The sequence below is a fragment of the Knoellia sp. LjRoot47 genome (genome assembly GCF_964253435.1).
In the GTDB taxonomy this organism is placed as follows: domain Bacteria; phylum Actinomycetota; class Actinomycetes; order Actinomycetales; family Dermatophilaceae; genus Knoellia.
In genome coordinates, this window is record NZ_CAXUQS020000001.1 from 1147660 (window position 1) to 1164900 (window position 17241).

Below are 17241 nucleotides of genomic sequence, written 5' to 3' on the forward strand. Positions count from 1 at the left end.
GCGTGCTCGGTCACGAGGCAAAGGGCCGAAGTGACGAACCGGTGTCGGGGCACCCACAGTTGTGGACGGTCCTGTGGACAACTCGCTCGTCTGTGGACGAGCGCGACGAGCCGGGTGGTCGGGTCAGCGCGACTGCTGCTTGATCCGGTTGGTCAGCTCGGTGACCTGGTTGTAGATCGCGCGGCGCTCGGCCATGAGCTGGCGGATCTTCTTGTCCGCGTGCATGACCGTCGTGTGGTCGCGGCCACCGAACTGCTGGCCGATCTTGGGCAGGGAGAGGTCGGTGAGCTCACGACACAGGTACATCGCGATCTGGCGAGCCGTCACGAGCACCCGTGAGCGCGACTGCCCCTGGAGGTCCTCGAGGGTCAGCCCGAAGTAGGCCGCGGTCTGGGCCATGATCGTCGCGCTCGTGATCTGGCTCGAGCTGTCGTGCGGGATGAGGTCCTTGAGCACGATCTCGGCGAGCGAGATGTCGACCGGCTGCCGGTTGAGGCTGGCGAACGCCGTGACACGGATGAGGGCACCCTCGAGCTCGCGGATGTTGGTCGTGATCCGCGACGCGATGAACTCGAGCACATCGTCGGGCACGCTGAGCCGCTCCTGGGCGGCCTTCTTGCGCAGGATCGCGATCCGCGTCTCGAGGTCGGGCGGCTGCACGTCGGTCATGAGGCCCCACTCGAACCTGCTGCGCATGCGCTCCTCGAAGCCGCTGAGCAGCTTCGGCGGCAGGTCGCTCGTGATGACGACCTGCTTGTTGGCGTTGTGGAGGGTGTTGAACGTGTGGAAGAACTCCTCCTGCGTCTGCACCTTGCCCTGAAGGAACTGGATGTCGTCGATGAGGAGGACGTCGACGTCGCGGTAGCGGCGCTGGAAGTTCGCGGCCTTGTCGTCGCGGATGCTGTTGATGAAGTCGTTGGTGAACTCCTCGGAGTTCACGTAGCGCACCTTGACGTGGGGGAAGAGGTTGCGGGCGTAGTGCCCGATGGCGTGGAGCAGGTGGGTCTTGCCCAGCCCGGACTCCCCGTAGATGAAGAGCGGGTTGTAGGCCTTGGCCGGGGTCTCGGCGACCGCGAGGGCGGCGGCGTTGGCGAACCGATTGCTCGCCCCGATGACGAAGGTGTCGAAGGTGTACTTCGGGTTGAGCCGGGTGAGCTCGACCTGCTCGGGGACGGCGGCGCCGGGCCGCGGGCGCAGGGCGCCGGGCGACCTCGTGTGGGCCGTCGCCCGGTCGGTCCGGGCCGCGTTGTGGTCGTCGTCGTCGTCGACGAGGGCGATGCCGTCGAGCTCGGCGCGGCGCTCGGCGCGGCGGCCGTCGGCGTCCCCAGTGCCACTGCTGCCACTGGTGCCGGGGATCGCGCCGGCCGCGCTCGCGGGGCGCGGCTCCATCGGTGCGCCGCCGTGCGGCACCTCGTCGACCGAGGTCGTCGGCGGCTCCTGCACCGGGATGTCGCCCAGGCTCTGGTCGACGGTGACGGCGAGGCGGACGGGGTGGCCGAGCTGGCTGCTCAGCGTCTCGGTGACCCGCTCACGCAGCCGGGTCTCGACGATGTCCTTGGTGAAGTCGTTGGGGACGGCGATGAGCACGGTCTCGTCGAGCAGGCCGACGAGCTTGGCCAGCGAGAGGAAGGCGCGCTGCTGGACGGGGATCCCGTCGGAGTCCAGCGCGTCGAGCGTCGTGCGCCAGATCTGGTCCATCCCCACGTCCGGCACCTGACCACTCAACCTTTCGACGTACACCTCATGCGACCCCGGGGATGTTTCCACAGAGTTGTCCACAGACTGTGGGTATGCCGAAAGACGCTAACAAGGGGCATCCCGTGCAGCAACCTGCCGGGGCCCTCGAGCACGAGGCGCGCCGGAATTCCCCGCGTGTCGTAGGCCGATCCACCCCTCGTGAGGTGAGACAGTAGCGGGTTTGGCGCAAATGTGAAGACCCTGGGCGTGAGTTTGACCGGGGTGCACGCTCTCCCGTACCGTTGACAGGCCTGTTGCGGCGGTCGTTGCTGCCTGCCCACAGCCCCAGAACCTGCACCACCCTGACAGCCCCAGACCCCACGGAGTTCGTCCGTGGAGGTCGTCTCGTGAAGAGAGATTTCCGTGAGCAAGCGTACATTCCAGCCCAACAACCGTCGCCGGGCCAAGACCCACGGCTTCCGCCTGCGCATGCGTACCCGCGCCGGCCGCGCCATCCTGGCTGCCCGTCGCCGCAAGGGTCGCGCCGAGCTCTCCGCCTGAGGCCCCGGTGCTGCCGGCGCCGAACCGACTGCTCACGCAGTCGCAGTTCGCGTCGGCGATCCGAGCCCCTGGTGCGACGCGAGCGGGATCGAGGATCCTCGTGGTGCACGCCAACGTGACCGACTCTCGTGCGGGACTCCCGCCGCGGGTCGGTTTCGTCGTGTCCAAGGCCGTGGGCAACGCCGTCGTCCGCAACCGGACCAAGAGGCGTCTGCGCGCTGCCGTCGCGAGCCGGCTGGACGGCATACCGACGGGTGTCGACGTCGTCGTCCGCGCTCAGCCGGCGGCCGCGTCCGCGACGTTCGGGGAACTGTCGGAAGCCCTGAACCCGTTGTTGGACAGGGCAATTGGCCGCCTCAAGGTGGCCCGATGAGTCTCGGTCAGGTCGCTGCCAAGCCCCTTGTGTGGCTCGTGCGCGCCTACCAGCTCGTCCTGTCCCCGATGCGGCCCGCGACCTGCCGCTACTACCCCTCCTGCTCCGCGTATGCCGTGACCGCCCTGACGCGGTATGGCCTGCTCCGGGGAACCTGGCTCACGATCCGTCGGTTGGGCAGGTGCAACCCCTGGTCGCCCGGCGGTGTCGACCACGTGCCGGCCCTGCCCGGACAGCCCGACGACGCAGACCTGGTCGCTCGTCACATCCCCCACGAGACCACCACCTGACCCACACACCCGGATCCACCGTGTGGGCCCACTCCGGCAGTGACGCCGGATCTATCGAAGGACAGCATGGGAGACTTCTTCAACAGCCTGCTCTACCCGATCGAGCTTCTCGTCGCGTGGATCATGTACGGCTTCCACCAGGCGTTCACGACGCTCGGTCTCGACCCCGCCTCGGGTCTGGCGTGGGGGCTGTCGATCATCGGCCTCGTCATCGTCATGCGCGCCGCGATGATCCCGCTGTTCGTCAAGCAGATCAACGCCTCGCGCAAGATGCAGATGATCCAGCCCGAGCTGCAGAAGATCCAGAAGAAGTACAAGGGCAAGACCGACCCCGAGTCCCGCCAGGCGATGACCCAGGAGACGATGGCGCTCTATCGGCAGGAGGGGACGAACCCGTTCTCCTCGTGCCTGCCGATCCTCGTGCAGTCACCGTTCTTCTTCGGTCTCTTCCGCGTGCTCAACGGCCTGCAGGGCATCTCCGAGGGCACCAAGGACCCGATCGGTCCCATGACCCGGGTGGTGGCGAAGCAGGCCGAAGAGGCCACCCTCTTCGGAGCCCAGCTCTCCGACAAGTTCATCGGTGCCGAGACGACGACGACCAAGATCGTCACGATCGTGCTCATCGTCCTCATGTCGGCGACGACGTTCACGACGCAGCGCCAGCTCATGACCAAGAACATGCCGGCCTCTGCCCTGGACAACCCGTTCGCCAAGCAGCAGAAGCTCATCATGTACGTCATGCCGATCGTCTTCGCCGTGTCCGGCGTCAACTTCCCGATCGGCGTCCTGCTCTACTGGTTCACCACCAACGTGTGGTCGATGACCCAGCAGTTCTACGTCATCCGCAAGATGCCGGCCCCCGGCTCGGCTGCCGAGAAGGCGCTGCACGAGCGCCTCGCCAAGCGCGGCAAGCCCATCCCCGGTGAGGCCGAGCGCAAGGCCCGCGAGGCGGCGGAGGCCGAGGAGGCCGCGGAGCGCTCGCGCCAGCGCGTGCAGCCCAAGGGCAAGAAGCGCGCCAAGAAGAGTGGTTCGGGTGCGGCGCAGGCCAAGCCCAAGACGACCGACAACTGAACCCCCACCATGCCGCATCCGGTCTCTGACCTGCGACGATGCGGCCCGGACCGGCCGACGAGGACGTCGGCCGCCACGAGAGGAACCACCCATGAGTGACGTGACCGACCAGGCCGTGGAGCCGACCCGGGTCGACGAGGGCGACGAGATCGCCGAGTCGACGCAGGAGCCCACCACGATGGACGCGCAGGCCGACGGCGCGTCGTCCGCGCGTACCCCCGCGGCGCCCGCAGACCTCGAGAAGGAGGGGGAGGTCGCTGCCGACTTCCTCGAGAACCTCCTCGACATCTGCGACCTCGACGGTGACATCGACGTCGACATCGACGGTGACCGCGCGGCGGTCGCGATCGTCGACTCCGAGGAGGGGCGGGTTCCCCGCCGTCTCGTCGGTGACAACGGCAAGGTGCTCGACGCCCTCCAGGAGCTGACCCGGCTCGCCGTGCAGTCGGCCACGGGTCACCGCAGCCGCCTCATGCTCGACGTCGCCGGGCACCGGTCCGGCCGTCGCGCCGAGCTCGTCGAGATCGCCAAGGAGGCCATCGCCTCGGTCAAGGAGAGCGGCGAGAAGTCCGCGCTCGACCCCATGACCGCGTTCGAGCGCAAGGTCGTCCACGACGAGGTGCTCGCCGCCGGCCTGTCGTCCGAGTCCGAAGGCGTCGAGCCGCGCCGTCACGTCGTGGTCCTGCCCGCGTGAGCGATGTTTCACGTGAAACGGTGACCGGCTCCGAGGAGTTCGACACCACCCCGCCGGCCGCACCTTCGGGTGCGGCCGCGGTGTTTGGCGACCGTATGCCGTCCGCCACCCGCTTCGTCGAGATCCTCGCCGACACGGGTGTGACCCATGGGCTCATCGGTCCCCGTGAGGTCCCCCGGTTGTGGGAGCGCCACGTGCTCAACTGCGCCGTCATCGAGGACGCCTTCCCGCAGGGAGCGACGCTCATCGACGTGGGGTCGGGTGCCGGGCTGCCCGGCGTTGCCCTGGCGATCGCCCGCCCGGATCTCGACATCCACCTGGTCGAGCCGATGCAGCGCCGCACGGACTGGCTGACGGCGACCGTCGGCGACCTCGAGCTGGGGAACGTCACGGTGCACCGCGGGCGGGCCGAGGAGTTCATCGGCGTGCTGTCGGCGCCGTGGGTCACGGCACGCGCCGTCGCCCGCTCCGCCAAGCTCGCGCGGTGGTGCGTCCCGCTCCTGGACGGCCGCGGCACGGTCGTCGCCATGAAGGGCCGTTCCGCCCGCGAGGAGCTCGACGCCGACCGGCGCGACCTCACCAGGCTCGGCCTCGTCGACGCGACGATCACCGAGCACGGCGCCACTGTCCTCGATGAACCGACGCTCACCCTGGATCTCACCTTCCAGCCGAGGCCTCCCGCCTCACAGTCCAAGAAGAAGAAGCGCTGAGTCCCTCACGCTCTTCACGGCCCCGGTTCCCGAGGAACCGGGGCCGTTTCGCTCTCCGGAGCCGCCCGCTGACCCCGTGTGGCCGCCACAGTCCCATCTCGAGCCCACGGGATGCGCCCGTCGACCGCGTCCACGCAGAGCACAGACGTCGTCGCCAGCGCACAGCCCACCGGGCCCTGCGAGACCAGACTTCCCGGAGTACCTCACATGTCGCGTCCGGAGATCAGAGGTTGCTGGTGTCGAGCGCCCGAAGCCCTAACGCTTCGGCGCCCTTCCTCCCATCTATGCGGACCAACCTCCTCCGGCACGTCAGCGAGGAGGGAGACCGTCAGACCCGTACGCACGCGAGGTGCTCAGCCCAACGGTTGCATGGCGCAGTGGTCCTTCGAGGTCACAACGGGCCGGCTTCCTTGTGGGCACACAGGGTGAGATTGATGCGGGAACCGGGCCACACTATGGGTCGGGAGCGAGCGGTGTTTCACGTGAAGCACGACCACCGCGAGAGGTGCCGAGGGGGAGCCACCAACGGTGGATCGTCGCTGGCTGGGACTGGCGGCGGGTCGCACGCTCTGCCCAGGCGCGCGAAGCGCGCTCAGACGCGAGCTGCGGACAGGGGACTGAGTCGACCCACCGTTTGTCGAGCGGCCCTCAAGCCAACCAACGGCGTGCGGGCGGCCCGGAGAAACATTGCGTCTGTTGCGCTGTGGGCGGAATCCCTCCATGGCGCGCCGGGCGGTTTGGCGTGTCGGGGAGCCGCAGGGTTGGATTGGGTGTTCTTGACCGACGAGTGTGAGGTGGATCCCGACGATGCCAGTCGAGACCGAACGCCGCGTGACCCCCGGCCTGGGTTTCCCCGCCCTGCCGGGTACGGAGACCTCCCCCCTCGGGTGGCCCGGTCCGGACGGCGTCGACCGCGGCACTGTTTCACGTGAAACATCGAGCAGCGTCGACGCCCTCACCGGGGCGTCCGCAGCGGTCACCGAGGACCACGCCGCAGATCACGCGGCCGTGGCGCCCGAGGATGCCGCGGCCGAGACGTCTGTCATGGAGGGGGAGTCGGTGAACGACGAGCAGACCGTTTCACGTGAAACGGAGTCCGGTGAGGCCGAAGCCGTTGAGGCTGCCATCTCTGCGGCTGCGCCCGTGGAGACCGCCGAGACACGTCCCGAGGCGGATGTTTCACGTGAAACAGCACCCAGCGAGGCGGAGCGCGCGGCAGATGCGCTGGCGAACGTGTCGCGCGACGCCCACGACGACGCCGCAGACCTCCCGGTGGCGGGAGCGGACACCCCGCTCGCCCAGGCCGTCGCCGAAGATGCCCGTCGTCGCATCTCCCTGTCGGGGCGCGAGCTGATTCGTCCGACGCAGACCCGCGTGCTCACGGTCGCGAACCAGAAGGGTGGCGTCGGCAAGACGACCACGACGGTCAACGTCGCCGCCGCGTTGGCACAGGCGGGCGCCACGGTGCTCGTCATCGACCTCGACCCGCAGGGCAATGCCAGCACGGCTCTCGGGATCGAGCACCACGCCGAGGTGCCGAGCATCTACGACGTGCTCGTCGATGGCGATCCGCTGAGCAAGGTCGTCCAGCCGTGCCCCGACATCGCCGGGCTGTTCTGTGCGCCGGCGACCATCGACCTGGCCGGCGCCGAGATCGAGCTCGTCTCCCTCGTCGCCCGCGAGACCCGACTGCAGAAGGCGGTCACGGCATACCGGGCGGAGCTGGCGGAGCGGGGTGAGCGTCTCGACTACGTCTTCGTCGACTGCCCGCCGAGCCTGGGCCTGCTCACCGTGAACGCGTTCGTCGCTGCGAGCGAGGTCTTCATCCCGATCCAGTGCGAGTACTACGCCCTCGAGGGCCTGTCGCAGCTGCTCAAGAACATCGAGCTCATCCGCGACCACCTCAACCCGGTGCTCCACGTGTCGACGATCCTGCTGACGATGTACGACGGCCGCACCCGCCTCTCGGCCCAGGTCGCGGAGGAGGTCCGCACGCACTTCCCCGACCAGACGCTCAAGGCGACCGTGCCCCGATCGGTCCGCATCTCCGAGGCCCCCAGCCACGGACAGACCGTCATGACCTACGACCCCAACAGCAGTGGCGCCCTCTCCTACCTCGAGGCCGCTTCAGAGATGGCCGCGCAGAACGCCGCCGAGAACAGCGAGGACCGTTCATGAGTGACAAGCGACGTGCACTGGGCCGTGGCCTGGGAGCCCTCATTCCCCCGGGTGGCGGTGGGGGTGCCACCCGCCCGACCGACGTCTTCTTCAAGGAGCGCACCGAGCCTCAGGCGTCCCCGACGGGCTCCGTCGACATCGCCGACCGCCCCGCGGACACGGCGTCCGACGCCGTGACGCCGAGCACCGCGATCACGTCGAACGACACCGAGCGCGCGGCATCGTCGCAGGTCAGCGAGCCGATCGACCCCACGACGGCGTCGAACACCCCGTCCGCGGACACCGTCGACGCCTCGGACCTCGTCGCAGTGCCCGGCGCCCAGTTCGCCGAGCTGCCGCTCGACGCGATCCGGCCCAACCCGCGTCAGCCGCGCACCGTGTTCGACGAGGACGACCTCGCCGAGCTCGTCCACAGCATCCGTGAGATCGGCGTCCTCCAGCCCGTCGTCGTGCGACGGGTCCCGGCCGACGCGACGGACGTGCCCGAGGGTGTCGAGTACGAGCTCATCATGGGTGAGCGCCGGTGGCGCGCCAGCCGCGAGGCCGGCAACGACTCCGTGCCGGCGATCATCAAGGCCACCGAGGACGACGACCTCCTGCGCGACGCGCTCTTGGAGAACCTCCACCGCAGCCAGCTCAACGCGCTCGAGGAGGCAGCGGCCTACCAGCAGCTCCTCGACGACTTCGGCTGCACCCAGGAGGAGCTCGCCGGCCGCATCGGCCGCTCGCGCCCACAGATCAGCAACACGCTGCGCCTGCTGAAGCTGCCCCCCATGGTCGCCCGCCGCGTCGCGGCCGGTGTGCTCTCGGCCGGCCACGCCAGGGCGCTGCTCGGCGTGGGTGACGGCGCCGCGATGGAGCGCCTCGCCCAGCGGATCGTCGCCGAGGGCCTGTCGGTGCGGTCGGTCGAGGAGATCGTCTCGCTCGGCGTCGACGACGAGAAGCCGGTCAGGCGGCGTCCCCGCGCCGGTGGGCGCCACCCGCAGCTCGACGACCTCGCTGCCGGTCTCTCGGACCGTCTCGAGACCCGCGTCGGCATCACGCTCGGCAAGTCCCGGGGCAAGGTGACGATCGACTTCGCGTCGGTCGAGGACCTCAACCGGATCCTCGACGCGATGCACTTGCGCGACACCGCCTGAGCCCTCGGCCGCGGTCGACCCAACTCCCGCGGTGGGGCGAGTTCGGTTGCGGCACAGCGGAATTGGGCCCGCGAATGACGAAGCCCCGGTCCAATGGACCGGGGCTTCGTCATTCGGTGCTCGTCAGCCGAGGAAGGGCTCGAGCTCGCGCAGGAGGACGGGCTTGGGCTTGGCGCCGACGATCGTCTTGACGATCTCGCCGTCCTTGTAGACGTGCATCGTCGGGATCGACGTGATGCCGAGCTTGCCGGTGATGGCCGGGTTCTCGTCGGTGTTGAGCTTGACGACGTCGAGCGTGTCGGCGTGGTCGCGGGCGATCTCCTCGAGGACGGGGGCGATCGCCTTGCACGGGCCACACCAGGGGGCCCAGAAGTCGACGAGGGTGACCTTGGAGTTCTTGACGACGTCGGTGTCGAACGAGGCGTCATCGGTGGTGCGGGTGGCTCCCATGGCGGGGGTCCTTCCTGGGGTGGGTGCGGATGTGGTCTGCGAGGTGGCCGAAGGGCCGGTCAGGGGGCGATGAGGGCCGCGTCGGGCGCGGGAGCCCCGGCGTGCTCGGCCTCGGCCAGGAAGCGCTCGGCGTCGAGGGCCGCGGCACAGCCGGAGCCCGCGGCGGTGATGGCCTGGCGGTAGGTGTGGTCGACGAGGTCGCCGCACGCGAAGACACCCTCGACGTTGGTCAGGGTCGAGCGGCCCTGCACGAGGACGTAGCCCTCATCGTCGAGCGCGACCCGGCCCGCGTCGTCGGCGCCCTTGAGCAGCTCGTTGCGGGGGTCGTGGCCGATGGCGATGAACAGGCCGGTCACGTCGAGCTCGCTGTCGGCGCCGGTCACGGTGTCGCGCAGGGTGATGCCGGAGAGCTTGTCGCCGCCACGGATGCCGACGACCTCGCTGTTCCAGGCGAACCTGATCTTGTCGTTGCTCAGGGCACGCTCGGCCATGATCTTGGAGGCGCGCAGCTCGTCACGCCGGTGCACGATCGTCACCGAGCGGGCGAACTTCGTGAGGAAGGTGGCCTCCTCGACGGCGGAGTCGCCGCCACCGACGACCGCGATGTCCTGGTCGCGGAAGAAGAAGCCGTCACACGTCGCGCACCACGAGACGCCGTGGCCGGAGAGGCGCTTCTCGTCGGGCAGGCCGAGCTCGCGGTAGGCCGAGCCCATGGCGAGGATGACCGCGCGGGCACGCCACGTGCGGCCCTCGCCGTCGACGACGGTCTTGATCTCGCCCTCGAGCGAGACCGAGGTGATGTCGTCGGTGACGAGCTCGGCGCCGAATCGCTCGGCCTGCGCGCGCATCTGCTCCATGAGGTCGGGGCCCATGATGCCGTCGCGGAAGCCGGGGAAGTTCTCGACCTCGGTCGTGTTCATCAGCGCCCCACCAGCGGTCACGGCACCCTCGAAGAGCACCGGCTGGAGGTTGGCGCGGGCGGCGTACACGGCCGCCGTGTAGCCGGCCGGGCCGGAGCCGATGATGATGACGTTGCGCACGTCCTGTGCGTCAGCCGTGAAGGCGGGGGAGCTCACGAACACCGTCCCTTGTGTCTGTCATGGGGAACCACCGCTACATGCGGTGGTTCAGGTAGAACCGATCCTAGGCGCTGGGGATTCCCGACACACCGCCCGACCCGCGGTCAGGGCAGGTCGATCGGCCCCGTGATGACCGACGGGTTGCCGATGGTGCAGTCACGACCGACGGCGTATGCCGTCCGCCCACCGTCAAGGTCCACCACCACCACCGCTGCCGGTCTCCTGTCGACGAGCGCCAGGTCGACCCTGGCGGCCGCGTCGGCGGGCAGCCCGAGGGCCGACAGACAGGAGCGCACACCCATCTCGGTGCCGATCGGCCCGATGCCGGGTGACTCCGCGGTGAGGGGAGCGAGCGGCTCGGAGCTGTCGTCGCGGTCGACCTCACTCGCCAGGGCGGCGACCGAGTAGGTCCGGCCCGACATGGTGACCACCACCGCACCCGCGCGCACCGGACGGTCGGCCGACGAACCGGCGTCGCCACCCGACTGCGGCGCGGAGTCGTTGCCACCGCTGGCTCCCTCGGCACGCTGGTCCGCCGACGACCCGCCGGAGTCGGAGGCGGCACCGGACGTGGCCGAGTCGCCCCCTGAGCCCAGCCCGCCGAGCTGACCGGACAGGAAGGCACCACCACCGATCATGACGACCGCGGCCACGGCGGCCTTCGGTGCGTTGCGCACCCACCACGAGGACCGGCGGGACGGTGAGCCGTCGGCCGTTCCACGTGAAACGTCGGTCGGGGCGACGCCTGCGCGGCCCACGGACACGTCCCGGTCGGACGTCGCGAGGTCGTCGAGGGAGGACTGGATGCGGGCGACGAGGTCGTCCGGCATCGGCCCCGGGTCCGGGAGGCCACGCAGCAGCGCACGCATCCCCGTGGGGTCCGTGTCGTCGTCGGGCGTGCTCACCACCATCTCCTCCGGTGCAGGTCGAGTGGCCCGGCGGAGCCCTGCGGGGCGCGCCGAACCGTTGTGTGGGCTCGTGGGTAGGACGTCACGGAGCACTCCGAGGTTCCCGGTCGCCGTCATCGGCCCGGGTCGGGGCGAGCAGTGCGGCGAGTGCCTCACGCCCGCGGGCGCAGCGGGACTTCACTGTGCCGACAGCGACCTCGAGGACCTCGGCGGCGTCCGCGACCGGCATACCGTGCATGTCGACGAGGACGAGCGCGAGGCGCTGGTGCTCGGGGAGGCGCGCGAGGGCGGCGCGCACGTCGAGGCCGGTCTCGGCCTCGCCGTGGCGGTCGTGGGCGTCGACGACGTCGAGGTCCGCGACGTCCCCGGCCCGGCGCAGCACGTCGCGCTCGCGCCGGAGCCGGTCGAGACAGGCGTTGACGACGATGCGGTGCAGCCAGGTGGAGACCGCCGCGTCCCCGCGGTAGGACGCGGCCCGCCGGAAGGCGTTGACGAAGCCGTCCTGGACGCAGTCGGCGGCGAGCTCACGGTCGTGCGTCGTGCGCACGGCGACCGCCCAGAGCCGGTCGCGGTGCCGCCGGAAGAGCTCCCCGAAGGCGTCCGGGTCACCGTCGACGTGCAGGGCCATGAGGGCGCGGTCGGAGGCGTCCTCGAGCCCTGCCATGTCAGCTCGTGACCTCGACCTCGCCGAGGAGGGCGCGGTAGCGGCCGTTGCCGTCCTGGTTGAGCTTGGTGAACCAGACGATGACGTACTGCCCGGTCGTCCCGGCCTTGATCGGGAAGGTCACGGTGCCGTCGGCGTCGGCCTTCGCGCCCACCTTGGTCGCACCGCTGAGGGACTTGTCGCCGCCGACGTAGACCTCGACGTCCGCCCGGTTGCCGAGCGTCAACGCGATCTCACGGGCCGCGACGTTGGGGCCGAGGTCGACGACGACCCCGACGCCCGACTTGAGACCCCCGAGGGCAGCGGAGGAGTAGCCCTCGGACTGCCAGGCGGTCGAGGGGTTCCCGTCGAAGACGCGGGGGGCACGGGTGCCGTTCTCGCGTCCGTCGCCCTCGGGGTCGAACCCGTCGGCGGCGAGGATCTGGAGCTTCTCGCCCTTGGCATCGGGCGCCGCGGTGGTGGCACCCGGCGAGGGGCTGCGCCCAGCGGTGGAGGTGGACGGGCTCGCGGACCGGTCCGGCACACCTCCGAAGTCGAGGTTGGCGCTGGGGTTGGGACGGAACAGGCCCCAGAAACCGAAGGCCAGGGCGAGGACGAGGAACGCCGCGACGATCGCCAGGGCCGTCTTGGACTCGTCCTTGGTGAGCGGCTCTGCGGGGACGAGGGGCGCGGGCGCCTCGAGGAAGGCGTCGCTGCCCGTACCGGGGCGGATGTGCTCGCCGTCGGCCGTGAGGCCGGGGGCGTTCGGGGCGGTGATCCGCTCGCGGAACCCGCGACGCTCGGCAGCCTTCTCGGCCGCCCGCTCGCCGACCTGGCGGCCGAGCGACCCGACCTTGGAGCCGGCGCGACCCATGGCTCCGGCCACCGCGGACCCCGCGCCGGCCATCGCCGCACCGGCGGCAACGGCCGCCGCTGCCGCGGTGGCTGCTGCGGCGGACGGGCCCGCGCTCGTGTCCTCGGCGTCCTCGTGCGCGGCGTCGATGTCGTGGTCGTTCGGCCGTATCGGTGCCAGCTCGCCGGTGCGATCGGCCGCGGCGGGTTCCGCGACGGGAGCCGTGGCGGGCTGCACCGGGATCGCCTCGGTGGGCGGCGTGGTGGGGCGCTGCAGCACCCGGGTGGGCTCGTCGTCGCCGTCCCCGGTCTCGTCGGCGTCCTCGTCGTTCGTGGGGGTGGTGGAGGTTGCGGGGAGCACCTCGGTCGAGGGCTGGCGACTCAGGGCTGCCGGCGAGAGCGGCGCAGGGGTCAGCCCAGGGGTGGGTGCCGCAGGGGTGGGTGCCGGAGTCGGTGTCGCAGGCGTCGCCGGGGCGGCAGCCGCAGGGGTGGACGCAGCCGAGGTCAGGGACGCAGGAACCCGCGGGTCGACGGCCCCCGTCGTCGCGATCGTCGAGCGGCCCGCGACCTGGCGCGAGGGCCACGGTGCGATCTGGCGGGCGAAGTCACCCGGCGAGGTAGGCCCCTGGTCGTCGCCGAGCGTGAGGCGGCACAGGGCGTCGAGGTCGCGAGGGACCCCGGCGGCGATCTCGGAGGGCGCGGCGACGCCTCCGAGCACCTTGGGTGCGAAGCCGAGCGACGTCGCGCCGGAACCGGGCCACAGACCGGTGAGGCCGGCATACGTCAGGGAGACGACGCCGATCGCGTCGCGACGGGAGGCGTCCTCGGACTCGAGGTCGTCGAGCTCGACGATCGCGGCGCTCGTGGCCACGCCCCGCAGTCGGACCTCGCCGTCGAGGGTGCGCAGGACGTCCTCGGGACGTAGGTCGAGGTGGTGCAGACCACGCTGGCGGGCGGACTCGAGTGCGGTCGCGACCTCACCGACGATGCGGCGGACCTCGTCGGCGGGCAGCCCGCCGTCGTGGACGAGCTGGGCCAGGGACCGTGCTCCCGACGTGTCGGCCTCGACCACCCAGGCGACGCCGCGCTCACGCCCCGCGTCGAGGACGCGGTGGAGCGTGGGCGTGTCGAGACCCGCGGCGCGGCGTCCGGCGTCGAGGACGGCGCTGGCGCGGTGGTCGCTCTCGGGCAGGCAGAGGACGACGACCGAGCGACCGAGCGTGGTGTCGTCGGCGGTCCACCGCTCGCACCCGTGGCGTTGCTCGATCCTGCGCTGGGTGGTGTACCGCCCGTCGAGGGTGGTTCCGGGTCCGACGCCCTCCAACGGGTGCCCCTTCCGCTCGGTGTGGCGCCCATCCTAGGCGGGTCGTGGGGTGATGCCGGGCTCAGTCTCCGGCGAGCCGCTGCCAGGCCAGACGGGCGATGCGCCGCTCGTTGGGGAAGGTCAGGTGGCGGTGCGCGTCACGCAGCGGGAACCACGCGACGTCGATCGCCTCGTGGTCGGGGTCGTTCTCGATCGTGAGGTCGCCGCCGACCGCCTCGAGGAGGTAGTGGTGGACGTACTTGTGGATGCGCCGGTCGCCCACCGCGAACCAGTAGTCGATCGTCCCCAGCTCGATGAGGACGACGCCCTGTATGCCGGTCTCCTCCGCGACCTCGCGCGCTGCGGTCTGCGGGAGGGTCTCGGCACCCTCGATGTGGCCCTTGGGCAGGCACCACTCGACGCGTCCGGCGCGGTTGCGGCGGGCGATGACGGCGATCCGCGCCTCGCCCTCGTGCACGTCGACGACGATGCCGCCGGCGGAACGCTCCTCGACCGCAGGGAGCCGCCGGGGGACCCGGGGTGGCTCGGCTGCGGCATGGCTCATCTGGTCACTCTAACCACGTCGGCACCAGTCGGGCTGGCCCGCTGCACCCCGCCTCCGGCCGGCGCGAGGTGCGTCACACGGGCCCGCCCGTATGCTCGCCGCGTGCCTCTCGACATCGACGGCGACCTGTTCGACCTCGCCACGTCGCTGGCCAGTCTGCTCGGTGCCCCGGTGACCATCGAGGACCGCGACACCATCGTCATCGCCTTCTCCGGCGGCGACCAGGACGTCGACGACGCGCGGATCTCCACGATCCTCGGGCGGCAGGTGCCGGTGCGCTACCGGGACGCGATTGCCGCCACCGGGGTCTTCGACCGGCTGAGGGTGTCCGACGAGGTCATCACGGTCGACCTGCCGCAGGAGGACATGGTCTCGCGCGCGGTCGTGGCGGTGCGCGACGAGGGTGAGCTCGTCGGCTCGATCTGGGCGGCCATCCCGCACGGCCCGAGCCCGGCGCAGGCCGACACGCTCGTCGCCGCGGCGCCACAGGTCGCCCGACGCCTGCGTGCGGAGCGCGACCTCGCCGACAGGGGTCGCCGCGAGCGCACGCACCTCGTGACGACCCTGCTCGCCGGCGGGGACGCCGCCGACGAGGTCGCCTCGGACCACACCATGACGGGCCAGTGGGTGGCGGTGTCGATCCGGGGGCCGGAGGCGGTGCGCCGGACCCTCGGGCCGCTCAGCCTGCACCTGTCCGCCGTCGCCCCCGCGGCCCTGTGCGCAGCCCACGACCGCGGGATCCTTGGCGTCCTGTCGGCCGACTCGGCGCGCAGGATCCTCGACGACTTCCTGCGCCGCTTCGGCGGTGGGGACCAGCTCGTCATCGGGATCGGCACCCCCGCGGAGGCCGGGAGCCTCGCCGAGTCGCGCGTCGTCGCCGACCAGGTCGCCGAGGCGCTCGTCCGGCGTGGGCGCACCGGTGAGGTCGCGAGCCTCGAGGACGTCTTCGCCGACGTGCTCGTCGACCGGCTGGACGGCTTCCTCAAGCGCCACGGCGACTCCAGCCCTCTCGCCCGGCTGCGTGAGCACGACCGCCGCCACGACAGCGGACTCGTCGACGCGGTGCGGGCCTTCCTCGACGCCGGCGAGGTGAGTGGCGCCGCCGAAGCGCTCACCGTGCACCCCAACACCGTGCGCAACCGGCTGCGCCGGGCACGCCAGTCGTGCGGCGTCGACGTCGGGGACCCCGCGACCCGGCTGGCACTCATGGTCGACCTGCGGTCCACACGCTGACCCCTGCCAGCCGCGCCGACCCCCAGCGTGCGGCGCCCTGGCGGCAGAGCCCCACAGCACCGGACCCACGAGCCCTTGGCCGATCGCACAACCCCGTGCCCGAAACCGTGGCGCTTCGGGCACAGACGACCCCGCGGGCCCTCACCACACTTGGGAGGCATGGCACATGAACCCCAGCACGTGGTCGTCGTCGGCGCCGGCATCGTCGGTCTCTCCACCGCGTGGTATCTCCAGGAGCAGGGCGTCACGGTCACCGTCCTCGACGCCGACGGCGTCGCCGCCGGCTCGTCGTGGGGCAACGCCGGCTGGCTCGCCCCCGCGCTGACCCTGCCGCTCCCGGAGCCCGCCATCCTCAAGACCGGGATCCTCGCGACGCTCAAGCCGGACTCCCCGGTCTACGTACCCGTGCGTGCCGACCGCCGCCTGGCCCAGTTCCTGGCGGGCTTCGCGCGGCACTGCACCACCGGCCACTGGAACAAGGCCATCGAGGTCTTCAACCTCGCCAACGCCGGCGCGCTGTCCGCCTACGACGAGCTCACCGAGCACGAGGGCACAGGTCGCGTCGAGGAGCCCACGCTCGACGCCGAGCCCTTCCTCGCCGGGTTCGTCAGCGAGGCCGACCGCTCCGTGCTCGTCGAGGAGTTCCGCCATGTCGCCGCGACCGGCGGCCTCACCGACTTCGAGCTGCTCGACCGCGACGACCTCCACACCCTGGCGCCCTCGCTCGGCGATGCCGTGACGCACGGCGTGCGCCTCCACGGGCAGCGCTACCTCAACCCGGGACGATTCGTGCACGCGCTCGCGGACGCCGTCACCGCCCGCGGTGGAGAGATCTCCACCGGCCAGCGTGTCACCGGCGTCAGCCAGCGCGGCGCCGAGGTCCGCGTCACGCTCGACAACGGCGAGTCCGTCGTCGCCGACTCCGTCGTCCTCGCGAACGGCAGCTGGGTCGGAGGGCTCGCGCGAGCACACGGCATACGCAAGCTCGTCCAGGCGGGACGCGGCTACAGCTTCACCGTGCACCCCGACCAAGTCCCCACCGGACCGGTCTACTTCCCGACGCAGCGCGTGGCCTGCACCCCGCTCGGCAAGCCCGAGGAGGGTCTGCGGGTCGCCGGGATGATGGAGTTCCGCAGCCCCGACGACCCGCTCGACCCGCGCAGGATCCGGGCGATCGTCGACGCGGCCACCCCGATGTTCACCGGTGTCGACTGGTCCCAGCGCCACGACGAGTGGGTCGGCTCGCGCCCGTGCACCACCGACGGGCTGCCGCTCGTGGGAGCCAGCCGCTCCGACCGGGTGTTCGTCGCCGGCGGCCACGGCATGTGGGGCGTCGCCCTCGGCCCGCTCACCGGCAAGCTCCTCGCCGGGGCGATGACCGGCACCTCCAGCGCCGGCGATCAGGCCCTGCTCACCGCCTTCGACCCGCTGCGGAAGTAGGGGCCAGCGCACCACGGCGGGCAGGGGCCCGCCGCAGCGACACCTACTCTTGTTCCTCGTGTCACCCTCTCCGCC

17 protein-coding genes are annotated in these 17241 nt (G+C 71.1%); 10 read left to right on the forward strand and 7 right to left on the reverse strand.

All coding sequences use genetic code 11. The features are described from left to right. Window positions 1-123 precede the first annotated feature (123 nt). On the reverse strand, window positions 124-1698 hold the full coding sequence (dnaA, locus tag ACSQ11_RS05705) for a chromosomal replication initiator protein DnaA (protein ID WP_436006708.1): 1575 nt from the start codon (window positions 1696-1698) through the stop codon (window positions 124-126). 402 nt (window positions 1699-2100) lie between these two features. Here dnaA and rpmH point away from each other — a divergent pair, with 402 nt between their 5' ends. The 8 genes from rpmH to ACSQ11_RS05745 all read left to right on the forward strand — a co-directional run bounded on the left by rpmH (window position 2101) and on the right by ACSQ11_RS05745 (window position 8693). After that, complete coding sequence (rpmH, locus tag ACSQ11_RS05710; RefSeq protein WP_010849920.1) at window positions 2101-2238, forward strand: 50S ribosomal protein L34; 138 nt, start codon at window positions 2101-2103, stop codon at window positions 2236-2238. Window positions 2239-2245: 7 nt separating this feature from the next. Further along, window positions 2246-2611, forward strand: coding sequence for a ribonuclease P protein component (rnpA, locus tag ACSQ11_RS05715; protein WP_436003912.1), 366 nt, complete (start codon window positions 2246-2248; stop codon window positions 2609-2611). Then, window positions 2608-2901, forward strand: coding sequence for a membrane protein insertion efficiency factor YidD (gene yidD / locus ACSQ11_RS05720; protein ID WP_436003914.1), 294 nt, complete (start codon window positions 2608-2610; stop codon window positions 2899-2901). The genes rnpA and yidD overlap by 4 nt, the downstream gene beginning before the upstream one ends. Window positions 2902-2967: 66 nt before the next feature. After that, complete coding sequence (gene yidC, locus ACSQ11_RS05725) at window positions 2968-3972, forward strand: membrane protein insertase YidC (RefSeq protein ID WP_436003916.1); 1005 nt, start codon at window positions 2968-2970, stop codon at window positions 3970-3972. Between the two features lie 178 nt (window positions 3973-4150). Then, window positions 4151-4666, forward strand: a complete 516-nt coding sequence (locus tag ACSQ11_RS05730) for a protein jag (protein WP_436006710.1) — start codon at window positions 4151-4153, stop codon at window positions 4664-4666. A 20-nt stretch (window positions 4667-4686) separates the two neighbouring features. Then, window positions 4687-5376: a 16S rRNA (guanine(527)-N(7))-methyltransferase RsmG gene (rsmG, locus tag ACSQ11_RS05735; protein ID WP_436003918.1), complete on the forward strand. Its 690-nt coding sequence runs from the start codon at window positions 4687-4689 to the stop codon at window positions 5374-5376. Between the two features lie 1044 nt (window positions 5377-6420). Next, window positions 6421-7554 (forward strand): ParA family protein, encoded by a 1134-nt coding sequence (locus ACSQ11_RS05740; RefSeq protein WP_436006712.1) that lies wholly within the window; start codon window positions 6421-6423, stop codon window positions 7552-7554. Further along, on the forward strand, window positions 7551-8693 hold the full coding sequence (locus tag ACSQ11_RS05745; protein WP_436003920.1) for a ParB/RepB/Spo0J family partition protein: 1143 nt from the start codon (window positions 7551-7553) through the stop codon (window positions 8691-8693). Before ACSQ11_RS05740 ends, ACSQ11_RS05745 begins: the two co-directional genes overlap by 4 nt. A gap of 123 nt (window positions 8694-8816) precedes the next feature. Here ACSQ11_RS05745 and trxA read toward each other — a convergent pair whose 3' ends face one another. From trxA to ACSQ11_RS05775, 6 genes are all read right to left on the reverse strand, one after another. After that, window positions 8817-9143 carry a thioredoxin gene (gene trxA, locus ACSQ11_RS05750; RefSeq protein WP_436003921.1) on the reverse strand — a complete coding sequence of 109 codons (327 nt, stop codon included), beginning with the start codon at window positions 9141-9143 and terminating at the stop codon, window positions 8817-8819. Between the two features lie 59 nt (window positions 9144-9202). Then, a complete protein-coding gene (gene trxB / locus ACSQ11_RS05755) occupies window positions 9203-10225 on the reverse strand; it encodes a thioredoxin-disulfide reductase (protein ID WP_436003923.1) in 1023 nt (340 codons plus the stop codon). Between the two features lie 101 nt (window positions 10226-10326). After that, window positions 10327-11127: a hypothetical protein gene (locus tag ACSQ11_RS05760; protein WP_436003925.1), complete on the reverse strand. Its 801-nt coding sequence runs from the start codon at window positions 11125-11127 to the stop codon at window positions 10327-10329. An 85-nt stretch (window positions 11128-11212) separates the two neighbouring features. Continuing rightward, complete coding sequence (gene sigM, locus ACSQ11_RS05765; RefSeq protein WP_436003927.1) at window positions 11213-11794, reverse strand: RNA polymerase sigma factor SigM; 582 nt, start codon at window positions 11792-11794, stop codon at window positions 11213-11215. Between the two features lies 1 nt (window position 11795). After that, entirely contained in the window at window positions 11796-13949 is a 2154-nt protein-coding gene (locus ACSQ11_RS05770; protein ID WP_436003929.1) for a hypothetical protein, read from the reverse strand. Between the two features lie 61 nt (window positions 13950-14010). Then, the gene (locus tag ACSQ11_RS05775; protein WP_436003931.1) at window positions 14011-14493 is read right to left on the reverse strand and encodes an NUDIX hydrolase; all 483 of its coding nucleotides are present in this window, start codon (window positions 14491-14493) and stop codon (window positions 14011-14013) included. A gap of 102 nt (window positions 14494-14595) precedes the next feature. Here ACSQ11_RS05775 and ACSQ11_RS05780 point away from each other — a divergent pair, with 102 nt between their 5' ends. Together ACSQ11_RS05780 and ACSQ11_RS05785 are read left to right on the forward strand one after the other, a co-directional pair. Beyond that, window positions 14596-15726, forward strand: a complete 1131-nt coding sequence (locus ACSQ11_RS05780) for a PucR family transcriptional regulator (protein WP_436003933.1) — start codon at window positions 14596-14598, stop codon at window positions 15724-15726. Window positions 15727-15885: 159 nt separating this feature from the next. Then, a complete protein-coding gene (locus ACSQ11_RS05785; protein ID WP_436003934.1) occupies window positions 15886-17166 on the forward strand; it encodes an NAD(P)/FAD-dependent oxidoreductase in 1281 nt (426 codons plus the stop codon). Window positions 17167-17241: the final 75 nt, after the last annotated feature.